Source organism: Pantoea sp. X85, from assembly GCF_029623675.1.
In the GTDB taxonomy this organism is placed as follows: domain Bacteria; phylum Pseudomonadota; class Gammaproteobacteria; order Enterobacterales; family Enterobacteriaceae; genus Pantoea; species Pantoea leporis.
In genome coordinates this window covers 1,792,524-1,813,770 of sequence record NZ_CP121108.1, presented here as the reverse complement: position 1 = coordinate 1,813,770, position 21,247 = coordinate 1,792,524, and the positions used below count along the sequence as shown (strand labels likewise).

Here is a 21,247-nt window from a genome sequence, read left to right as displayed (position 1 = left end):
TTCAATCCCTCAAGGTTGCCTGGAATCGCTCTTTTAATGCCGCAACGCATTTGGCAACGGTCGCGGCAATCTCCTCTTCTTCGAGTGTCCGGCTGGTATCCTGCAAAATCAGGCTAATCGCTAGGCTCTTTTCACCTTCGTTTACGCCCTTACCACGGTACACGTCAAACAAGTTTACGCCAACTACCTGATTTACGCCAACTTTCTTACACTCCGCAATGATATCTGCTGCAGGCACATTTTCAGCCACCACAACGGCGATATCACGACGGTTTGCCGGGAAGCGAGAAATCTCGCGCGCATCAGGCAGGACGCGGTCTGCGACCTTATTCCAAAGCAGTTCAAACACTAAGGTGCGACCATTCAGATCCAGCTTACGTTCCAGCTCTGGATGAACCACCCCGATAAATCCGATTCGTTCGCCGCGTAAATAAATTGCGGCGCTTTGTCCTGGATGCAGCGCCGGATTGGCTTCCGCACGGAAGGAAATCTCATCAAGTTTACCGGTCAAATCCAGCAGCGATTCTAAATCGCCTTTCAAATCATAGAAGTCAACCGTCTGACGCGCCAGATCCCAATGCTCTTCATAGCGATTGCCGCTTAAAACGCCGGCCAGCATAAGATCCTGGCGGATACCCAGATCGGCCTGTGTATCAGGAACAAAGCGTAAACCGCTTTCAAACAGGCGTACGCGGCCCTGCTGACGGTTTTGGTTATACACCACCGCGCCCAGCAAACCGGTCCACAGCGACAGGCGCATTGCCGACATATCGCTGGAGATTGGGCTGGGCAGGATCAGCGCCTCTTCGCCCGGATGCAGCAACTGCTGCAGTTTGGGATCAACGAAGCTGTAAGTAATCGCTTCCTGATAACCTTTATCTACCAACAGATTTTTCGCACGCTTCAGCGACAGGTCGGCTTCACGATGCTGCGTCATGATCAGGCTGGCTTTCACCGGCACATCAGGGATGTTGTTATAGCCGTAAACGCGCGCCACTTCTTCGACCAGATCTTCTTCGATAGCCATATCGAAACGCCAGCTTGGCGCAACGGCTTGCCACTCTCCTGCACTCACTTTCACTTCGCAACCCAAACGCGTCAGGATGTCAGTAACCTGTTCGTCAGCAATGACATGGCCAATCAAACGATCGAGCTTTTCACGGCGCAGCGTGATGGTGGCGCGTGGCGGCAGCGCGCTCGCGTCAGTTTGGTCAATGACCGGGCCCGCTTCGCCGCCACAGATGTCGAGCAACAGTTGCGTCGCGCGTTCAATCGCTTTGTGCTGCAACGCTGGATCGACGCCACGCTCGTAACGATGTGACGCGTCGGTATGCAGGCCCTGACGGCGAGCGCGGCCGGTGATCGCCAGCGGATCAAAGTAGGCGCATTCGAACAGCACATTTTGCGTCTCTTCATTGACACCGGAATGCTCGCCACCAAAGATGCCGCCCATCGCCAGCGCTTTGTGGTGATCGGCAATCACCAGCGTGTCGCTGCTGAGTTTAGCTTCGGTACCATCCAGCAGCGTCAGCACTTCGCCCTCTTTTGCCATACGCACCACGATGCCGCCGTCGATGCGGTCGAGATCGAAGGCATGCATCGGCTGACCAAGCTCCAGCAGTACAAAGTTGGTGATATCGACCACCGGATCGATTGAGCGAATACCGCAACGACGTAGCTTCTCACGCATCCACAATGGCGTAGCGGCTTTAACGTTGACACCTTTCACCACGCGGCCAAGGTAGCGCGGGCACGCGGCGGTGGCATCAACACGAATCGGGAAGGTATCGTTGATGGTGGCTTTTACCGGCTCAATTGCGGGTGCCGTCAGCGGCAAACCGTTCAATACTGCTACATCACGCGCAATCCCGATGATGCCCAGACAATCGGCGCGGTTTGGCGTGACGCTGATTTCAATGGTGTTGTCATCCAGCTGCAGATAACTGCGGATATCGGTGCCAATTGGCGCATCGGCTGGTAGCTCGATGATGCCGTTGTGATCGTCGGAAATACCCAGCTCAGAGAAGGAGCACAGCATGCCTTCAGACGGCTCGCCACGCAGTTTTGCTGCTTTGATTTTGAAATCGCCCGGCAGCACAGCGCCAACGGTCGCCACCGCCACTTTCAGGCCCTGACGGCAGTTTGGCGCGCCGCAGACGATATCCAACAGGCGCTCGCCACCGACGTTGATTTTGGTGACGCGCAGTTTGTCGGCGTTCGGATGCTGGCCGCACTCAACCACTTCACCCACCACAACACCGTGGAACGCACCGGCAACCGGATCCATGCCGTCCACTTCAAGGCCGGCCATGGTGATTTGCTCAGACAGCGCAGCGCTGTCCAGGGCTGGATTTACCCATTCGCGTAACCAGAGTTCACTGAATTTCATTGGATAACCTGCCCTTATTTAAATTGTTTGAGGAAACGTAAATCATTTTCGAAGAAGGCGCGCAGATCGGTCACACCGTAGCGCAGCATGGTGAGACGCTCCATGCCCATGCCAAACGCAAAGCCCGAATAAATTTCCGGATCGATGCCAACATTGCGCAATACGTTCGGGTGCACCATGCCGCAACCCAGCACTTCCAACCACTTGCCGTTTTTACCCATCACGTCTACTTCTGCGGACGGTTCGGTGAACGGGAAGTAAGAAGGACGGAAGCGAATTTGCAGATTCTCTTCGAAGAAGTTGTTGAGGAAATCGTGCAGTGTGCCTTTTAGGTTGGTAAAGCTGATGTCTTTATCGACAATCAAACCTTCCATCTGGTGGAACATTGGCGTGTGCGTCTGATCGTAATCGTTACGATAAACACGGCCTGGCGCGATGATGCGGATTGGCGGCTGCTGGTTTTTCATGGTACGGATCTGCACGCCTGAAGTTTGGGTGCGCAGCAGACGCGTGGCATCAAACCAGAACGTGTCGTGATCGGCACGCGCCGGGTGATGGCCGGGAATGTTCAGCGCATCAAAGTTGTGGTAATCGTCTTCAATTTCCGGACCTGTTACCACCGCGAAACCCAGTTCGCCGAAGAAGGTTTCGATACGATCGATAGTGCGGGTCACCGGATGCAAGCCACCATTCTCAACGCGGCGGCCAGGCAGCGACACGTCGATGGTTTCCGCAGCCAGACGCGCATTCAGCTCCGCACTCTCCAGCGTCTCTTTGCGCGCGGTAAGGCGGTCCTGCACTTGCTGTTTGGCCTCGTTGATGACCGCACCCGCAGCCGGGCGCTCTTCTGCCGGCAGTTCACGCAGGGTGGTCATTTGCAGCGTCAGATGCCCTTTCTTACCCAGAAATTCGACGCGCACGGCGTCCAGAGCAGCGATATCCGCCGCCTCGTCGATGGCGGCCGTGGCACGAGCCACCAGGTCTGCGAGTTGGGACATGATTTCCTCTTCTTCCAGCCGGGCTGGTCAGTTCTCGTTGGGATCAGATGATCCGATTAAGTGTCGCCAGAAACAAAAAAGCCTCCACGAGGGAGGCTTTCAGCGCGATTTTTCGTTTCTTTTCTTATGCGCAAAAGCCCCTGATGTTCAGGCGCTAAAGTAAAAAAAGAAACGGAAAATAGCAGCATTCATGCTTGCGTTACCTTGTCATATTTAGAAACCGCACTATTGAAATGCGCAGCGGCCAAAATGTCAATCTTTTGCGTGAGTTGCGGGTAATAAAAAAGGGAGCAAGCTCCCTTTTTCAACTGACTTACGCCAGAGCTGATTTTGCTTTTTCAACAAGTGCAGTAAATGTCACTTTGTCGAATACAGCGATGTCAGCCAGAATCTTACGGTCGATTTCAATAGAGGCTTTTTTCAGGCCATTGATGAAACGGCTGTAAGAGATACCGTTCTGACGAGCCGCAGCGTTGATACGCGCGATCCACAGTTGACGGAACTGACGCTTACGTTGACGACGGTCACGGTAAGCATACTGACCAGCTTTGATAACAGCCTGGAAGGCAACGCGGTATACACGTGAACGTGCACCATAGTAGCCTTTAGCTTGTTTTAAGATTTTCTTGTGACGTGCGCGAGCAATTACACCACGTTTAACGCGAGCCATGTGAGCTCTCCTATATCATATTCTGTGATTTCCCTTCATCTTTCGTGCCGCAGCGGCGTTGGCTGTCTTCATTCATCCCAGTAACTTACTGATGTAAGTTAAGGGATTCATTCAGTTGCCGCCTTGCTGCAATCCGAAATCTTTCGGGAATTAAACTAAAAAAAATTTACTTATGCGTACGGCAGGCAGGCAATAACCAGACCCAGATCGCCTTTAGACACCATGCCTTTCGGACGCAGGTGACGTTTACGCTTAGTAGACTTTTTAGTCAGAATATGACGCAGGTTCGCGTGCTTACGCTTGAAGCCGCCAGAAGCGGTCTTCTTGAAGCGCTTAGCGGCGCCACGTACAGTTTTAATCTTTGGCATTTTTACAAATATCCACTTCGCATTGTTAATAAAATGAATCAGACAGGCGAATAAAAATCCGCACAACGCAAGCGCTGCGCGGCATTATTACTTGAAGGCCTACTGTTTCTTCTTAGGAGCGAGCACCATGATCATCTGACGACCTTCGATCTTCGAAGGGAAGGATTCGACAATCGCCAGATCCATGTCTTCACACAGATCTTTACGGACGCGGTTAAGCACTTCCATACCGATCTGCTGGTGCGCCATCTCACGACCGCGGAAACGCAGCGTGATTTTGGCTTTATCACCCTCTTCCAGAAAGCGAATCAGGTTGCGTAGTTTGACCTGATAGTCGCCATCATCGGTACCAGGACGGAATTTGATTTCCTTAACCTGGATAACTTTCTGCTTCTTCTTCTGTTCCTTAGAAGACTTGCTTTTTTCATAAAGGAACTTGCCGTAATCCATGATACGGCAAACCGGCGGTTCGGCGTTCGGGCTGATTTCAACTAAATCTACGCCGGCTTCTTCAGCTTTCTCAATGGCTTCACGCAGGGTGACAATGCCAAGTTGCTCGCCGTCTACGCCAGTTAAGCGCACTTCGGTGGCACGGATTTCGCCGTTGATACGGTTCGGACGTGTTGGTTGTACTCGTTTTCCGCCTTTAATAACCTGTTTCCTCTAATTGGTGAAGATGTCGGCTGCGAATCTCTTGTTGCAGCTTCTCAACAAACACATCTACGTCCATGCTCCCAAGGTCTTTACCACGGCGGGTGCGCACGGCAACTTTGCCTGCTTCCACCTCTTTGTCACCGCAAACCAGCATATAAGGGACGCGACGTAATGTGTGCTCGCGGATTTTAAAGCCTATCTTCTCGTTTCTCAAGTCTGCTTTGACACGAATGCCAGCATTCTGCAATTTCTTCGTCAATTCACTGACGTATTCTGACTGACTGTCGGTGATATTCATCACCACAGCCTGCACCGGCGCCAGCCAACTCGGGAAGAATCCAGCGAATTCTTCGGTCAGGATGCCGATAAAGCGCTCCATTGAACCGAGAATTGCGCGATGGATCATTACCGGTGTCTGGCGGTCGTTGTTTTCGCCGACAAAAGTCGCGTCCAGACGCTTCGGCAGGGAGAAGTCTAGCTGAACGGTACCACACTGCCAGGCGCGGTCGAGACAATCGTACAGGGTAAACTCAATTTTAGGGCCGTAGAAGGCACCTTCTCCCGGCTGATATTCGAATGGAATATCATTCTCTTTCAGCGCTTCTGCCAAATCCACTTCCGCACGATCCCACATTTCGTCGGTACCGATACGTTTTTCCGGACGGGTCGACAGCTTCACCACGATTTTTTCAAAACCGAGGTGCTGTACATGTCGTATACCATGCGGATACAGCTGTTCACCTCATCACGTACCTGATCTTCGGTACAGAAGACGTGAGCATCATCCTGGGTAAAGCCGCGCACGCGCATCAGACCATGCAAGGCACCTGATGGCTCGTTACGATGGCAGCTACCAAACTCCGCCATACGCAGCGGCAGGTCGCGGTAGGATTTCAGACCCTGATTAAAGATCTGAACGTGGCCTGGGCAGTTCATCGGCTTGATGCAATATTCACGGTTCTCTGAAGAGGTGGTGAACATGGCTTCTTTATAGTTCTCCCAGTGCCCGGTTTTCTCCCACAGCACGCGGTCCATCATGAACGGACCTTTCACTTCCTGATAGTCGTACTCTTTCAGCTTGGTACGCACAAACACTTCCAGCTCGCGGAAGATGGTCCAGCCGTCATTGTGCCAGAACACCATGCCCGGTGCTTCTTCCTGCATGTGGTAGAGATCGAGCTGCTTACCGATTTTACGGTGATCGCGCTTCGCCGCTTCTTCCAGACGCTGCAGATAGGCAGCCAACTGCTTTTTATCCGCCCAGGCCGTACCGTAAATACGCTGCAGCATTTTGTTGTCGCTGTTGCCGCGCCAGTAAGCCCCGGAGATTTTCTGCAGTTTGAAGTGATGGCAGAAACGCATATTCGGCACGTGCGGACCGCGGCACATGTCGATGTATTCTTCATGTTGATACAGGCCAGGACGATCGTCGTGGCTGATGTTCTCGTCAAGAATGGTGGTTTTGTAGCTTTCGCCACGCTCAGCAAACACGTCACGTGCTTCCTGCCAGCTCACCTTTTTCTTCACCACATCGTAGTTGGTTTCAGCCAGCTGGTGCATACGCTTTTCCAGCCGCTCAAGATCTTCCTGGGTTAAGGTATGTTCCAGGTCAACGTCATAATAGAAACCGTTATCAATCACCGGGCCGATCGCCATTTTGGTGTTTGGCCACAGCTGCTTAATCGCATGCCCTAACAGGTGCGCGCAAGAGTGACGAATGATTTCTAAACCGGCGTCGTCTTTAGCGGTAATAATCGCGACCTGAGCGTCCTCGGTGATCGGAATCAACCGCATCAACCAATTCGCCATTCACGCGACCCGCGATGCAGGCTTTCGCCAAACCCGGTCCAATATCCAACGCAATATCCATCACGCTGACCGGACGGTCAAAGCTGCGCTGGCTGCCATCAGGAAGAGTAATTACTGGCATTTCATATCCTTAATTGCAGTGGTAAGCCACACGAAAGCCTACATGCAAAAATGAGTTTCATAGTGTGTAACCCGGCGTGATGTCAGACCCACGTTGTCGGAATGACGCCAGGAATGTAAAGCGGCGATGATAATAGCAGCTTTCGCCGCCGATCAAAACCCGTGCAGAGATTCGCTAAGCTAAAGAGAAATAAAAAAAACCGCTGCGAGGCACAGGCCTGGCAGCGGTGATTCACATCCGTCTCGCTTACATTGAGTATGAGAGCTGGATCGTGGTTTTGGTATCGGTACGATCCGGCGCAGATTCTGGCGGATTATTGTTCCAGGTCACGTTGTAGCCTAGCTTCAGCGCGAAATGGGCATTGATGGCCACCTGCAGCGCGGTTTCTGAGTTCAGCGTGGTGTCTTCACCGAAGCTGCTCAGCACAGAAACACCCTGGATAAATTTGGTGGTATCTGTCAGCTGCCATTGATAGCTCACTGCACCATAACCCAATGCTTTGGTTTCATGGCCGCCATCATGGAAATCGTCGTAACGCACACCCGGACCGAATTCAGCACGCAGTGAGTGAACCGGGCCGCTGAGGATCTGGCGACCGTAACCGGCGGTCAGCACATCGCGTGAGTCATAACCGTTGAAACGGTCGCTTAGCCAGCTTGCCTGGCCAAACAGGTAGTCAGCGCTGTTGAGGTTATAACGGCTACGGCCACCAATGTTGTAAGTCTCAGATGAACGCTCATCGTTTGAGGAGTTGTTTGCGGCGTTGCCCCACAGACTCAATGCGGTATTGGTTTGATACCACGTCATATTGGTAGACGCACTCAGCGAAGAACTGGTGGTGTTTCCAGTTTGAGCCAGGTAACCCGCTGACGCGCTGCCTTCAAACGGCTTTTTCGCCGTTGCAGGGTCATCCATGGAGGTGAAAACGGCGTTATCTGCAAAGGCCTGGTGACAAAATGCTCCAGCAGAGAGCAATAAAACAGCGGACAGCTTGTTAAAGGCTTTCATTAAAAGTAACCCGTACGACAGTTTAAAAAACGAAGAGTCTGAAGCGTTTCTCCGGCCAATCAATGCAATTTACCGTAAGTTTTGTAAAAAAGTATGTATCCGCATAAAAAACCAGGAAAGCCGCTGGACCGCTCTTTTAATGGGACTTTTCCCATTTTCGCTGCGCATTATAGGGGGCAATTACTCAAATAGCAGCCTGAAGGCTACACGATTTTTCTGAACTCTTTTGACAAAGCTTTACCTGCTATTTTCACTAATGAATTGGCTAAAATTCGCTCTATACTGCGCGCTGGTCTACGCTGAAATCTGTTCGATAACAATGAGGTGAATAATGAGTGACCATGATGTCAAACGTTACATTGTCACGTTAAAATATCAGGAAAGTGGACTCGGCGACGTGCAGTCAGTGAACAGTGCCATGATCAATGGCGGATACAGCACCACCTTCAGCGATGATGAAGGTCATCCACATGAGTTGGGCACCAATAGCTTCGGCATTGTCAGCGCGTTAGAGGAGCATGAAATAGCAGAGCAAGCCGCGGGATATGCCCAAATCGCGCTCGATCATAAACTTGAGGTCACCGTCATCACGTTAGAGGCGTTTCTGAAACAACAATCCTGACGCAGTGCAAAAAACGGCATCGACGCCAGGTTTGCTCAGGTTTTGCGCGTTACAATCGAACTCACGCAGCGAACAAAGAGGATTACCCGATGTGGTCAGCCATTAGTCGTCTGTTAAGCGAGTACGCCGGTGATGCCGAAATCACCGACCGTCAGGAACTTCCCGGTGGCGATGTCCATCCCGCCTGGCGCATCCGCTATGGCGAGTTGGATGTGTTCGTCAAATGTAACACCCGCGATATGCTCACCTTGTTCAGTTGGGAAGCCGATCAACTCGACCTGCTGGCGCGCACGCAAACCGTTCGCGTCCCGAAAGTGTATGGCGTTGGCAATGATCGTGATACCAGCTTCCTGCTGCTGGAATATATTCCGCCTCATCCCTTTACCGCACAGAGCGCTTTCCAGCTCGGCCAGCAGTTGGCGCATCTACACCAATGGAGCGAGCAACCGCAATTTGGTCTCGATTTCGACAACAACATCACCACCTCACCTCAGCCGAATAGCTGGTTACGCCGCTGGTCAGTGTTCTTCGCTGAGCAGCGCATCGGCTGGCAGCTGCAACTGGCCGCGGAAAAAGGTGTGCACTATGGCGATACCGAACTGATTGTTGATTGTGTGCAGCGCACGTTAGCCAACCACCATCCGCAACCTTCTTTATTACACGGCGATTTGTGGCCCGCCAACTGCGCCGGCGGCGCAGAGGGTCCGTGGTTGTTTGATCCCGCCTGCTATTGGGGTGATCGCGAATGCGATTTAGCGATGCTGAGTTACTACGCCGATTTGCCGCGCCAGATTTATGATGGCTACCAGGCGATTTGGCCACTGGAAGACGGATTCTCGCAGCGTCAGCCGGTGTATCAGCTCTATTACCTGCTGAATCGCGCCAATGTTTTCGGTGGCAACTGGACGGGCGAAGCGCAGTTCGCCATCGGCCAGTTGTTAGATGAAGATGTGTTGGGCGAACGTCAGGCCAGACCGGCCTGACGTGTTACAGCATGCCGAGCAGTTTCAGCACAAAGTAGCCCGCGATAGCGATAATGATCGGCAGGATATAGAGCGGGAAAATCTGCAAGAAAATGGTGTGACGCGGGATGTGGATTTTCTCTTCCAGCTGCGCTCGCGTGCGCCCTTCACTGCCTTTGGCCTGTTCCATGATCAGCTGATCTTCAATCCCCTCTTTAATATGGCGCGACTGACGCCACATGCGCGCACCTGAAGCCTGCAGCGCAATGCCGATAAAGATCAGGATGTAGATCAGCCAAAACCCGATATTCGCGCCACCGTTAAATTCCGGCACCGGAGAGTTCTGCCAAAACACATTAAGAAACGGCGTATTGAACTTCACCATGTCAACCATGACATGCACAAAATCGAGCATCACGGCATCAATGCCCGGCTGCTTTTCACTGTGCTTAAACATAAAGCCCAGCAGCGAAATCATCGTGGATAACAATGCGGGTATAAAAATCACCCAGCCAGCCACTCGCTTAAGGATGGCGATGCGGCCAGCCTGTTGGTAAGTCATGGTGTCTCCCTGAACCAAAAATAGTTTTGCCTAAGTCTACCTGCACTACTGCAATTTTTCCTGAAAAATGCGTGGCCTGCCGCAAGTCGGCTTTATCCGGCTCTCGTGCTATGGTAAGCCAAATTTCTAAGGGAGCAGTTATATGTCATATCGTCGTCCTGTATTGGCCGCCATCTTTGATATGGATGGATTGTTGATCGACTCAGAACCGCTGTGGGATCGCGCGGAACTGGATATTTTCGCCAGCCTTGGCGTGGATATCACCCGCCGCCACGAGTTGCCCGATACGCTGGGTCTGCGCATCGATCAAACCGTGCGCATGTGGTTTGAAGCGCTGCCGTGGAGCGGCCCGGATCAACAGGAAGTGACGCAACGCATCATCGCCCGCGCGCTGGCGCTGGTGGAAGAGACGCGTCCGCTGCTGCCTGGCGTGGAGCAGGCGCTGCAACTGTGCCAGCAGCAAGGTTTGAAAATCGGCCTCGCCTCCGCCTCGCCGCTGCACATGCTGGAGCGCGTGCTGGAGATGTTTGACCTGCGCAAATACTTTGATGTGCTGGCGTCCGCGGAAGCGCTGCCGTACAGCAAGCCGCATCCGCAGGTCTATCTCGACGCCGCAGCCAAACTGGGTATCGATCCGCTTAACTGCGTCACGCTGGAAGATTCTTTCAACGGCATGATCGCTACCAAAGCCGCACGCATGCGTTCAATTGTGGTGCCGGCGGCCGAGCATCGTGAAGATGCGCGTTGGGCGCTGGCCAATGTGATTCTTGATGATTTAACCCAGCTCAAACCCGAACATCTGCACGGTTAATAGCAGCCCGCTTAACGCGGGCTTTTTTATGCAACTTGATCGCGCACGCAAATAAATAAAACATCGTTTCATTTTTATTGAATTCACATCTCATCCTGCCTAAGATGCCCAAAGACCCGCATCGGGACCACTTCCTTTGACTCTTGAGAGGCCTGAGATGGACATTCGTCAAAGCATTCATAGCGAGCATGCCAAAACCCTGGACACGGACGGCTTACGCCGTGAGTTTCTGATCGACAAGATTTTCGACGCCGACAATTACACCCTCACTTACAGCCATATCGATCGCATCATTATCGGCGGCGTGATGCCGGTGCAGAAACCGGTGACTATCGGCCATGAAGTGGGTAAGCAGCTGGGCGTAAGTTACTTCCTCGAACGCCGAGAACTCGGCGTAATCAACATCGGTGGACCCGGGGTGATTGAAGTGGATGGTAAATCCTGGGAGATTGGTCAGCAGGAAGCGTTGTATGTCGGACAAGGCGCGCAGAGCGTGATTTTCCGCAGCAGCGATGCCAGCCGCCCGGCGAAGTTTTACTACAATAGTGCGCCGGCACACACCCATTATCCAGACAAAAAAATCACCCTCGACGAGGCAGTGAAAGCCACGCTCGGCGACGCGGCCACCTCGAACCGCCGCACCATTAACAAATTCATCGTGCCCGACGTGTTGCCAACCTGCCAGTTAACCATGGGATTAACCCGCCTTGATGACGGCAACTTGTGGAACACCATGCCGTGTCACACCCACGAACGTCGCATGGAAGTCTATTTCTATTTCGATATGGCCGACGACAGCGCCGTGTTCCACATGATGGGCCAGCCGCAGGAGACGCGTCATCTATTGGTCCATAACGAGCAAGCGGTGATTTCACCGAGCTGGTCGATTCATGCGGGCGTGGGAACGCAGCGCTATACCTTTATCTGGGGCATGGTGGGCGAAAACCAGGTATTTGATGACATGGACCACGTCAACATCAGCGCACTGCGCTAACAAGGAGCGAATCATGATACTCAACGCATTTAATCTTGCAGGCAAAATCGCGCTGGTCACCGGCTGCAATACCGGTTTAGGACAAGGTATGGCGCTGGGTCTGGCGCAGGCGGGATGTGACATTATTGGCGTTAACCGCGCCGGACCGGATGATACGCAGGCCAAAGTTGAGGCATTAGGCCGCCGTTTTTGGTCAATTCAGGCCGATCTGACCAAGCCGTCCATCGTGCCGCAAATTGTTGAACAGGCGGTGGCGCTTGCCGGTCGCATTGATATCCTGGTGAATAACGCCGGCATCATTCGCCGCGAAGATGCACTCAACTTCAGCGAGCAGGATTGGGATGATGTGATGAACATCAACAGCAAAAGCCTGTTCTTCCTGTCACAGCAGGTTGCGCGGCAGTTTATCGCGCAAGGCAGTGGCGGCAAGATCATCAATATCGCCTCGATGCTGTCGTTCCAGGGCGGCATTCGCGTGCCTTCTTATACCGCATCAAAAAGCGCAGTGATGGGGTTAACCCGTTTGATGGCCAACGAATGGGCGAAGCACGGCATCAATGTTAACGCCATTGCACCGGGCTACATGGCCACCAATAACACGGAACAGCTGCGCAGCGATGAGTCACGCAACGAGGAGATTTTAGGCCGCATTCCATCAGGTCGCTGGGGCATCCCGGACGACATGATGGGCCCGATTGTGTTCCTCGCCTCCAGCGCCTCCGACTATGTGCAAGGTTATACGTTGGCCGTCGACGGCGGATGGTTAGCGCGCTAGGCTAACCTGTTCTTTTCCCGCGTCATTGTGACGCGGGAAACTGAAAAATATTAACGCTTCGTTACAGCGTCACCATTCTCATTCACTGGATAAATCCCTATACTGGATGCATCGACAGTTTTATGCAGCCAGGTTTCATCATGACGGCCGAAGGCCATATCATTTTTGCCATTGCCAGCGCCATTTTTGCCAAGCGCGCGGAGCTTACGCCAGTATTGGCCAGCGCCGACTGGTGGCATTTAGTGCCTGCTGCGCTGTTAACCTGCCTGCTGCCCGATATCGATCACCCTAAATCCGTGTTAGGCCAGCGCTTAAAGTGGCTATCGCATCCCATCGCCCGCATCTTTGGTCATCGCGGTTTTACCCACAGTTTGCTGGCGGTGGCGGTGAGTTTGTGGCTATTCCAGATCAATGTACCCGCCGACTGGTTTCTTCCCGCCGACGTGCTGCAAGGCATGACGCTCGGCTATCTCAGCCATATTGTCGCCGATATGCTCACGCCCGCCGGCGTGCCGCTGCTGTGGCCCTGCCGCTGGCGCTTCCGTTTGCCCATCCTGAATAGTCAAAAAGGTAACCAGCTGGAGCGAGCACTTTGCCTGGCGCTGGTCGGTTATGCGTTGTGGTTCCCGCCCGGCATGCCCTCTTTTGGTGCCAACGGCTGGCCGGAGCAACTGTTCAATACGCTACAAAACGGCGTCGGTCGGTTGGTTAATGGTCAAAACGGTCAATAAGCAGTCGAATCAAGCGTTAAAGTTATAAAGCATTCTTTTTGGGTATAAGCCCGCCCCACGCTGAACTGATAACATTCCAAATATTCCCTAACCGGGACTTACTGTTTTTCGTACCATCCCAGGATGGCGCGTCACACTCTGGAGTTGAGCATGGATTTTCCCCTCATTATTAATATCGTGGCGTTTATCGCACTACTGATTCTGCTGAATCGGATTGGCAACCAAAGCTGGAGCCTGTCCAAACGCGTGCTGACCGGTTTGGTTTTCGGTGTGGCCTTTGGTCTGGCTCTGCAAACCATCTATGGCGAAAACAGCCCAACCGTGAAAGCGTCGATTGGCTGGTTCAATATCGTCGGTAACGGCTACGTGCAATTGTTGCAGATGATCGTGATGCCGCTGGTGTTCGCCTCGATTCTGAGCGCGGTCGCACGTCTGCACAATGCCTCATCGCTGGGTAAAATTAGCGTGCTGACCATTGGCGTGCTGCTGTTTACCACCGCAATCTCCGCGCTGGTCGGCGTGCTGGTGACCGGCCTGTTTGGCCTTAGCGCTGAAGGTCTGGTGCAAGGTGCGCAGGAAACCGCGCGTCTGAGCGCGATTCAGAGCAACTACGTGGGCAAAGTGGCTGATCTCAGCACGCCACAGCTGCTGCTCTCCTTCATTCCGAAAAACCCGTTTGCCGATCTGGCGGGCGCCAATCCCACCTCGATCATCAGCGTAGTGATTTTCGCCGCCTTCCTCGGTGTGGCGGCGCTGCAACTGCTGAAAGATGACAAGGTAAAAGGCGAGCGCGTGCTGGTAGCGATCGATACCCTGCAATCCTGGGTCATGAAGCTGGTGCGTTTGATCATGAAGCTGACGCCGTACGGTGTGCTGGCGCTGATGACCAAAGTAGTAGCCGGTTCCAACCTGCAGGACATCATCAAGCTGGGTGGCTTCGTGGTGGCCTCTTATCTCGGTCTGGCGATCATGTTTGCCGTACACGCGCTGCTGCTGTCGGTTAACGGCATCAACCCAATGCGCTTCTTCCGTAAAGTATGGCCGGTGATCACCTTCGCCTTCACCAGCCGTTCCAGCGCCGCCAGTATTCCACTGAACGTGGAGACTCAAACGCGTCGCCTGGGCGTGCCAGAATCGATCGCCAGCTTCTCGGCGTCATTCGGTGCCACCATCGGCCAGAACGGCTGTGCCGGTCTCTATCCCACCATGCTGGCGGTGATGGTTGCGCCAACCGTGGGCATCAACCCGTTTGATCCAATGTGGATTGCAACGCTGGTAGGTATCGTGACGCTGAGTTCTGCCGGTGTGGCTGGCGTCGGCGGCGGCGCCACCTTCGCCGCGCTGATCGTGCTGCCGGCGATGGGCCTGCCGGTCACGCTGGTCGCGCTGCTGATCTCCATCGAACCGCTGATCGATATGGGGCGTACCGCGCTCAACGTTAATGGTTCAATGACCGCCGGTTCACTCACCAGCCGCTGGCTCGGATTGACCGACAAGAAAGTGCTGGAGAGCGACGAACACGCCGAACTGGCACACCGCTAAATTGATGAGTTGCAACAACGGCAGATCGCAAGGCCTGCCGTTTTTTTATGCCTGCGATATGCTCCATAAGGTCGCCGTTTATGACGACCTTCCCCGCTTTCCTCCCCAATTCAACCCAATCATGGCGCTAGCGTCAGGAAAGCGTTAAGCATGGTAAACAGAGGAAAAATCAGCTGCTTTTCGCTTGAGTTTTCGCTCAGTAAAGCCAATTCTGCTGTTAATCACAGCAGGAGAATCACCGATGAAAACAGTTATCGCCTCGGTGCTGGCGTTAACCTTATTAACACCAGCCATCAGTTTTGCCCATCCCGGCGGTTGGGGCCCCGGCCCAGGCCCGCATTGGGGTGGAGGTCCACGTTGGGGCGGTCCCGGCCCGCTGCGTTTCCTACCCGAAGCAGCAACCGCCGTGTTGCTGGGCGGTCTGACCTATTACATGCTGAACGGTAACTACTATCAGCGTCAGGGCGACACCTATGTGGTGGTGCAGCCGCCTGAAGCCCCGCCGGGCGGCGGTATGCGCGTGCTGGATTTCAACGGCAAGCGTTATTACGTGCAGGAAGGTCACTACTACCAGCGCGAGATTGGCGGCGAGTATATCGAAGTGCCGCGTCCTTACGGTTTATAAGCGCCCCAACGAAAAACGGCCCGTCAATGACGGGCCGTTTCTTATTCTGCTGCGATTACTGAGCCGCTTGCGGATCGGTATCGTAGTCTTTACAGCTCTGGAAACCGTAGTTCATGACGCGACCGGTGTCGTTATAGCTCACGAAGTAGGTCTGCGGTTTGCCGTCGCGCTCGCCAATCACGTAAGTCTGGCAAGTGCCGCGAGCGTGAACCATGGTGATTTCAGTAGACGCTGGGCCGGCAATCTGGCGAACCTGATCGCGCGTCATGCCTTTCTTAACATCCTTCACTACCGGCTTGGTTACGTAGCTTTCGGCTTTGTCATAAGTCGTACAACCAGACAGGGCTGCCAGCGTCATAGCGGCAGCGATACATCCCATCACTTTATTCATGTTGTTGTTCCTCGTTTTTTTGTCCGTGTGAAATTAGCCTGGAACATAAATCCAGATTTATCAACTTTATGGGATAAATTTAGCTAAATTCCGAAGCGTTAGGATTTGGTAAAAATGCTGTGTTGATGCGCTACGGTTCGTATAATCACCCGCGAAAAAATACCTATAGCAATGAATAAAGACAGAGGATTAATGACACCTGCACCTTCTCATCGGCTGGTTTATGCCATCACGCTGGGCCTGCTCGCTGCGCTCGGGCCACTTTGTATTGATCTATATCTGCCGGCGCTGCCGGAGCTGGCGCGCGATCTGCACACCGAAACCGCCACGGCGCAGCTGAGCCTCACCGCTGGCTTGCTGGGTTTAGGTGCGGGTCAATTGCTGTTTGGGCCAATGAGCGACAAGTTTGGTCGCCTCCGTCCGCTGCTGTTATCGCTGGTGCTGCTGTTTATTGCCTCGATTGGCTGTGCGCTGGCAAAAGACATCCACTCGCTGCTGGTAGCGCGTCTGTTTGAAGGTTTGGCAGGCGCCGGCGGCGCGGTGCTGTCGCGTGCCATTGCCCGAGATATGTACAGCGGCCATGAGCTGACGCGTTTCTTTGCACTGCTGATGCTGGTCAACGGTTTAGCGCCGATTGGTGCGCCGGTGCTGGGCGGCGCCTTGATGACGGTGCTTAACTGGCGCGGCATTTTCGTGGTGCTCGGCTGCATCGCCGTCATGCTGATCTTCCTTGCCCGCTGGAAATTGCACGAAACTTTACCGCCAGCGCGCCGCAGTCAGGGCTCGATCTTTTCCGCCTGGGCGGCGCTCGGCCAGGTCGTCACACATCGGCAGTTTATGGGCTTCTGCCTGACGCAAGGTTTTATGATGTCCGGCATGTTTGCCTATATCGGCGCCTCGCCGTTTGTATTGCAACAGCTGTACGGCCTGACGCCGCAAGCCTTTAGCTTCTGCTTCGCTGCCAACGGCTTCGGCCTGATTATTGCATCACAAACCAGTGCGCGCCTCTGTCCGCTGTGGGGAGAATATCGCGTACTGAAAGGTGGCCTGACGCTGGCGTTTGTTGCGTCGAGCTGCTTGCTGCTGGCGGGACTTACCGGCGCAGCGCTGCCAGTTCTGCTGGTCGCGCTGTTCTTCACCATCGCCAGTAATGGCGTGATCGCCACCACCGCTTCTTCGCTGGCGATGCAGAGCCAGGGCCAGCGCGCGGGCAGCGCCTCGGCGGTGATTGGCGTCGGCATGTTCACCTTTGGTGCCATCAGCGTACCCATTACCGGCCTGGGCGGCACCTCGGTCGCGAGCATGACCGGCACCATCTTTGGCTGCTTTATGCTGGCGATTGTGTCGTTCAATCTGCTGGTGCAGAAGGCAAAAAACGTCTGATTTGCCAGCAAATAACCTGAACAACCAGCCGTGCGGCTTGTTGTTTGTGGGGAGAGGCGTTAGCTTTAGCAGATGATTCGCATTGTGCCGTCAGGCTACTGACTTGAGGAGAGGTTCATGTCACTGCAACAGGAAATCATTGAAGCCCTTGGTGTAAAACCGGTTATCGACCCGCAGCAGGAGATCCGCGTCAGCGTTGATTTTCTGAAGTCTTACCTGAAAGCCCATCCCTTTTTGAAAACGCTGGTACTCGGCATCAGCGGCGGCCAGGATTCGACACTGACCGGCATTTTGTCGCAAACCGCGATTCGCGAACTGCGTGAAGAGAGCGGCGATAACGATTACACCTTTATTGCCGTGCGTTTGCCGTATGGCGTGCAGGCCGATGAGCAGGATTGTCAGGATGCGCTGGCATTTATCCAACCCGATCGCACGCTGGTGGTGAACATCAAAGAAGCGATCCTGGCCAGCGAACGTGCCTTGAAAGATGCGGGTATTACGGTATCGGATTTCGTGCGCGGCAATGAAAAAGCACGTGAGCGCATGAAAGCGCAGTACAGCATCGCCGGCATGACCAAAGGCGTGGTGGTCGGTACTGACCATGCGGCAGAGGCGATCACCGGATTCTTCACCAAGTACGGTGACGGCGGCAGCGACATCAACCCGATCTTCCGCCTGCATAAAGGCCAGGGCAAACAGCTGCTGAAAACGCTGGGCTGCCCGGAACACCTCTATCTCAAGCATCCCACCGCCGATTTGGAAGATGATCGTCCCGGCTTGCAGGATGAAGTGGCGCTCGGCGTGACTTATCAGCAAATCGATGCCTACCTGGAAGGCAAAACCATCGATGCCGCCGCGGCAAAAACCATTGAAGGCTGGTATCTGAAAACTGAGCACAAACGTCGCCCGCCGATCACCGTGTTCGACGACTTCTGGAAGAAGTAAGTGCATGGCGTTTCCCGCCGTCCGGGCGGGAAACTTTCTCATCGCCGCTGACTGGCGAGAAAAAGCACAGTTTGATACACTGGATGAACAACCAGTAATTGGAGTGTGCTTTGGTCAGACGTGCAGCCAGCCACCGCCTCGATTTCGATGCGGCAGCCATCTATCAATATCCCGAACATCTACGTCAGTGGCTGGAAGGTTTACCCAACCAGCCGGGCGTCTATACCTTTCACGGTGAAAGCGAAAATCTGCCGCTGTATATCGGCAAAAGCGTCAACCTGCGCAGTCGGGTGATGGCGCATTTCCGGGCGCCGGATGAAGCCAAAATGCTGCGTCAGGCGCGGCGCGTCACCTGGATCCCGACCGCTGGCGATGTCGGCGCTCAGCTGCTGGAAGCGCAGATGATCAAAACGCAACAGCCGCTGTTTAATAAGCGCCTGCGTAAGAACCGCCAGCTCTGTTCGCTGCAGCTGGGCGACGGTGCGCCGCAGGTGGTGTATGCAAAGGATCTCGACTTCTCCCGCTCGCCCAATCTTTATGGCCTGTTTCGCAGTCGCTTTGCCGCGCTGGAGAAGCTAAAAGCCATCGCCGATGAGCAGCGCTTGTGCCACGGCTTGCTTGGGCTGGAGTCGTTGCGTCCGGGACGCGGCTGTTTTCGCGCTGCACTAAAACGCTGCGCCGGTGCCTGCTGTGGTAACGAGTCGGTTGCTGAGCATCAGCAGCGCCTGCATGCGGCATTAGAGCAGATGCGCATTCAATGCTGGCCGTGGCAAGGCCCGGTTGGCATGGTGGAAACGGGGACAAACATTACGCAAATCCATGTGATCGATCACTGGTTCTGGCTGGGATCGGTCAGCAGCGAGGCCGAAGCGCGCCAGCTGCAGCGCGCCTCGCACGGCTTTGATCATGACGGCTACAAAATTCTCTGCCGTCCGCTGCTTTCTGGTGTGTTCCCGCTGATCGAGCTTTAAAACAAAACCGCCGAGGTTGCCCAAAGCATCAGATGCGATGGACAACCCCGGCGGTCTCTATTCCGTTAGTGAAGGAACTTATTCAGCATCAGCCGGCGGTGGTGGCGTTTTGCCATCGTGCGGGCCTTTCTCGGTTAAGCGCTTCTCAAAGTTCGCGTTGTACTGTTTCTTCTGCTCTGGCGTCAGCACGTTGTAGATCTTGTTCTGGGTTTCCATCATCTGCAGCGCACGATCTTTGGCATTCGCCGTCATCTTCTCAGCCTGCGCTTCGGCTTTCGCACGGTCAAAGGTATCGGAAGCGATGATGGCATGGTCAGCACGACGCTCTTCCAGCGACGGGCGTTTCATCTCTTTATGTCCATCACGCAAAATCGTTTTGATCTGCGCTTTCTGCGCATCGGTCAGGTTCAGACCTTTAAACATCATCTCCATACCGTGATGGCGCATCGGCGGCTTGTGCATCGGTTTTTCGCTGCCTGCTGGCGGCGGAGTCAGGTTGTCTGCCGCTGCATGGACGATATTTGCAGCACCAAAAGCCATTGCGGTAGCCAGGAACACAGAAGTTAATTTACGCATAATATTGTCCTTACTTATCAGTTTAATGACGACAGCCTGTGTCGCGTCTTCGGAAACAAGCATACGACGCTGAACGTCAACTACTCAGAGGCTGAGTAAAGCCCTGAAAGCATAAAAGACTGAGATCAGGCAATCATGGAGAGAAAGAGAAGAAATGCATGAGGAATTGAAAAAGTTTATGACAATCAAGGGAAAAACGCAGGAATTAAGGAGGAGTGTAACGGTATTGTCGGTTTTCAGGAAGGGAAATGTCGGCGCGTTGATGCCCTCACCCTGGCCCTCTCCCGCCTGCGGGAGAGGGTTAGGGTGAGGGAAAATCACAACGCCAGCGCCTGCGTCTGTTCATTCTCCTCCACCAGCATCAGCCCCGCGCGCAATCCTGGCGCGACATTCGGATTGGGAAACAGCACATACTCGCGCGCCTGCTGCACGTAGTAACGCCGGTCACCCTCCTCCGCCAGCAGCGTGCCCTGCGGGAAAGCGGTGAAGTTCAGCGTCTCCGGCCCCATGTGCAACACAAACTTATCGCCGTGCCGGGTCAGCTGTTGCGCCACGCGATAATGGCGAGGCTGCTCACGCACCTCCGGCAAGGCATCGCCATACAGCAACGCCGCCAGCGCCCGCTGTACGCCAGCAAACTGGCTTAAATCGTTCTCACCAAACGGCAAAGCCTTGCCCAGCTCCAGCGTGCAGCTCGCCGCATTATGGTGCTCGCAGCTGTAATGGGTGAAGGTGCCGCCCGGTGAACGATGGAACACCAGCGCCTCCATTTCTGCCGCGGCCAGCCAGTGCATAAACGCCTCGGGCCACGGATTGGGATTCAGCGGCATCACGCCAAAACGCGCATGATACGAGCCGCGAATCGCGGTATGCAGATCGAGGTGCCAGCGCACTTCATGATCGAGACAGGCGCGCCAGAAACTCTCCAGCTCCTGCTCCAGCTGCAGCACGCGCTGCGCTTCGGGTACATCGGCCACCTGCTGCCAGCGTCCACCAAACAGGCGATTGATATCATGTTGCTGATAGCGCTTGCCGCTGCGCAACGCGGCGGGATTACCCAAAATCACCAGTAAGCGCACTGCCAGCGGCTTCTCGCCTTTTAAGAGTGGCGTCAGCAACAGATTGAGAATCTCAACCGGCGCGGTTTCATTGCCGTGAATGCCCGCAGAGAGCACCAGCGCCTGCTGTGTGGGCGTATGCGGCGTGAGGGACATCAGTCCCTCGTTGTGCCATTGCCAACTGAGATGATCGTTGCTGCCCTCTCTTTGCTGTGGCGGCTCACCAGACAAGGTCTGCTGTAAAAAATCCTGCATGTTCACTCCTTTTTAACGACGTGGGGC

The 21,247-nt window shown here is 54.2% G+C and carries 22 protein-coding genes, 1 pseudogene and 1 other annotated feature; of the genes and pseudogenes, 11 read left to right on the top strand and 12 right to left on the bottom strand.

The features are described 5' to 3' along the window. Nucleotide 1: 1 nt before the first annotated feature. The 8 genes and pseudogenes from pheT to P6287_RS08425 form a co-directional block, all read right to left on the bottom strand. Complete coding sequence (pheT, locus tag P6287_RS08460; protein WP_277974782.1) at nucleotides 2-2,389, bottom strand: phenylalanine--tRNA ligase subunit beta; 2,388 nt, start codon at nucleotides 2,387-2,389, stop codon at nucleotides 2-4. A 14-nt stretch (nucleotides 2,390-2,403) separates the two neighbouring features. Then, on the bottom strand, nucleotides 2,404-3,387 hold the full coding sequence (gene pheS / locus P6287_RS08455; protein ID WP_101764574.1) for a phenylalanine--tRNA ligase subunit alpha: 984 nt from the start codon (nucleotides 3,385-3,387) through the stop codon (nucleotides 2,404-2,406). 71 nt (nucleotides 3,388-3,458) lie between these two features. Continuing rightward, nucleotides 3,459-3,584, bottom strand: a sequence feature (Phe leader region). Beyond that, a complete protein-coding gene (gene pheM, locus P6287_RS08450; protein ID WP_106120997.1) occupies nucleotides 3,535-3,579 on the bottom strand; it encodes a pheST operon leader peptide PheM in 45 nt (14 codons plus the stop codon). (Overlaps the previous feature by 45 nt.) 116 nt (nucleotides 3,585-3,700) lie before the next feature. After that, nucleotides 3,701-4,057: a 50S ribosomal protein L20 gene (rplT, locus tag P6287_RS08445; RefSeq protein WP_007892678.1), complete on the bottom strand. Its 357-nt coding sequence runs from the start codon at nucleotides 4,055-4,057 to the stop codon at nucleotides 3,701-3,703. Between the two features lie 170 nt (nucleotides 4,058-4,227). Next, nucleotides 4,228-4,425: a 50S ribosomal protein L35 gene (gene rpmI, locus P6287_RS08440; RefSeq protein WP_004157374.1), complete on the bottom strand. Its 198-nt coding sequence runs from the start codon at nucleotides 4,423-4,425 to the stop codon at nucleotides 4,228-4,230. Between the two features lie 99 nt (nucleotides 4,426-4,524). Continuing rightward, on the bottom strand, nucleotides 4,525-5,076 hold the full coding sequence (infC, locus tag P6287_RS08435; RefSeq protein WP_036621995.1) for a translation initiation factor IF-3: 552 nt from the start codon (nucleotides 5,074-5,076) through the stop codon (nucleotides 4,525-4,527). Continuing rightward, nucleotides 5,072-7,009, bottom strand: a pseudogene (thrS, locus tag P6287_RS08430) (threonine--tRNA ligase). The gene infC and the pseudogene thrS overlap by 5 nt, the downstream one beginning before the upstream one ends. Nucleotides 7,010-7,255: 246 nt before the next feature. Beyond that, entirely contained in the window at nucleotides 7,256-8,017 is a 762-nt protein-coding gene (locus P6287_RS08425) for a DUF481 domain-containing protein (protein WP_101764576.1), read from the bottom strand. Between the two features lie 331 nt (nucleotides 8,018-8,348). Here P6287_RS08425 and ghoS point away from each other — a divergent pair, with 331 nt between their 5' ends. Together ghoS and P6287_RS08415 are read left to right on the top strand one after the other, a co-directional pair. Beyond that, complete coding sequence (gene ghoS / locus P6287_RS08420; protein ID WP_277974781.1) at nucleotides 8,349-8,639, top strand: type V toxin-antitoxin system endoribonuclease antitoxin GhoS; 291 nt, start codon at nucleotides 8,349-8,351, stop codon at nucleotides 8,637-8,639. Nucleotides 8,640-8,728: 89 nt separating this feature from the next. Continuing rightward, the gene (locus P6287_RS08415) at nucleotides 8,729-9,622 is read left to right on the top strand and encodes a fructosamine kinase family protein (RefSeq protein WP_277974780.1); all 894 of its coding nucleotides are present in this window, start codon (nucleotides 8,729-8,731) and stop codon (nucleotides 9,620-9,622) included. A 4-nt stretch (nucleotides 9,623-9,626) separates the two neighbouring features. Here the strand turns inward: P6287_RS08415 and P6287_RS08410 are convergent, their stop codons facing one another. Then, nucleotides 9,627-10,163, bottom strand: a complete 537-nt coding sequence (locus P6287_RS08410; RefSeq protein ID WP_192233631.1) for a YniB family protein — start codon at nucleotides 10,161-10,163, stop codon at nucleotides 9,627-9,629. 142 nt (nucleotides 10,164-10,305) lie between these two features. Here P6287_RS08410 and hxpB point away from each other — a divergent pair, with 142 nt between their 5' ends. The 6 genes from hxpB to P6287_RS08380 all read left to right on the top strand — a co-directional run bounded on the left by hxpB (nucleotide 10,306) and on the right by P6287_RS08380 (nucleotide 15,641). Further along, nucleotides 10,306-10,974, top strand: a complete 669-nt coding sequence (gene hxpB, locus P6287_RS08405; protein WP_101764580.1) for a hexitol phosphatase HxpB — start codon at nucleotides 10,306-10,308, stop codon at nucleotides 10,972-10,974. A 157-nt stretch (nucleotides 10,975-11,131) separates the two neighbouring features. After that, the gene (gene kduI / locus P6287_RS08400) at nucleotides 11,132-11,968 is read left to right on the top strand and encodes a 5-dehydro-4-deoxy-D-glucuronate isomerase (RefSeq protein WP_277974779.1); all 837 of its coding nucleotides are present in this window, start codon (nucleotides 11,132-11,134) and stop codon (nucleotides 11,966-11,968) included. Nucleotides 11,969-11,981: 13 nt separating this feature from the next. Next, entirely contained in the window at nucleotides 11,982-12,743 is a 762-nt protein-coding gene (gene kduD, locus P6287_RS08395) for a 2-dehydro-3-deoxy-D-gluconate 5-dehydrogenase KduD (RefSeq protein WP_277974778.1), read from the top strand. Between the two features lie 140 nt (nucleotides 12,744-12,883). Then, entirely contained in the window at nucleotides 12,884-13,474 is a 591-nt protein-coding gene (locus P6287_RS08390; RefSeq protein WP_192413536.1) for a metal-dependent hydrolase, read from the top strand. Nucleotides 13,475-13,624: 150 nt separating this feature from the next. Then, on the top strand, nucleotides 13,625-15,016 hold the full coding sequence (locus tag P6287_RS08385) for an L-cystine transporter (protein WP_008102914.1): 1,392 nt from the start codon (nucleotides 13,625-13,627) through the stop codon (nucleotides 15,014-15,016). A gap of 241 nt (nucleotides 15,017-15,257) precedes the next feature. Then, entirely contained in the window at nucleotides 15,258-15,641 is a 384-nt protein-coding gene (locus P6287_RS08380; RefSeq protein WP_101764583.1) for a DUF6515 family protein, read from the top strand. A gap of 55 nt (nucleotides 15,642-15,696) precedes the next feature. Here the strand turns inward: P6287_RS08380 and osmE are convergent, their stop codons facing one another. After that, entirely contained in the window at nucleotides 15,697-16,032 is a 336-nt protein-coding gene (gene osmE, locus P6287_RS08375; protein WP_007892614.1) for an osmotically-inducible lipoprotein OsmE, read from the bottom strand. 192 nt (nucleotides 16,033-16,224) lie between these two features. Between osmE and P6287_RS08370 the strand changes: the two genes are divergently transcribed. From P6287_RS08370 to cho, 3 genes are all read left to right on the top strand, one after another. Further along, nucleotides 16,225-17,415 (top strand): multidrug effflux MFS transporter, encoded by a 1,191-nt coding sequence (locus tag P6287_RS08370; protein WP_192413540.1) that lies wholly within the window; start codon nucleotides 16,225-16,227, stop codon nucleotides 17,413-17,415. A 117-nt stretch (nucleotides 17,416-17,532) separates the two neighbouring features. Continuing rightward, nucleotides 17,533-18,360, top strand: coding sequence for an ammonia-dependent NAD(+) synthetase (gene nadE / locus P6287_RS08365; protein ID WP_101764585.1), 828 nt, complete (start codon nucleotides 17,533-17,535; stop codon nucleotides 18,358-18,360). A 110-nt stretch (nucleotides 18,361-18,470) separates the two neighbouring features. Then, entirely contained in the window at nucleotides 18,471-19,331 is an 861-nt protein-coding gene (gene cho / locus P6287_RS08360; RefSeq protein ID WP_101764586.1) for an excinuclease Cho, read from the top strand. Between the two features lie 78 nt (nucleotides 19,332-19,409). Here cho and spy read toward each other — a convergent pair whose 3' ends face one another. Both spy and astE read right to left on the bottom strand, forming a co-directional pair. Beyond that, on the bottom strand, nucleotides 19,410-19,907 hold the full coding sequence (gene spy / locus P6287_RS08355; RefSeq protein ID WP_137385657.1) for an ATP-independent periplasmic protein-refolding chaperone Spy: 498 nt from the start codon (nucleotides 19,905-19,907) through the stop codon (nucleotides 19,410-19,412). A 317-nt stretch (nucleotides 19,908-20,224) separates the two neighbouring features. Then, complete coding sequence (gene astE / locus P6287_RS08350; RefSeq protein ID WP_101764588.1) at nucleotides 20,225-21,220, bottom strand: succinylglutamate desuccinylase; 996 nt, start codon at nucleotides 21,218-21,220, stop codon at nucleotides 20,225-20,227. Between the last annotated feature and the right edge of the window lie 27 nt (nucleotides 21,221-21,247).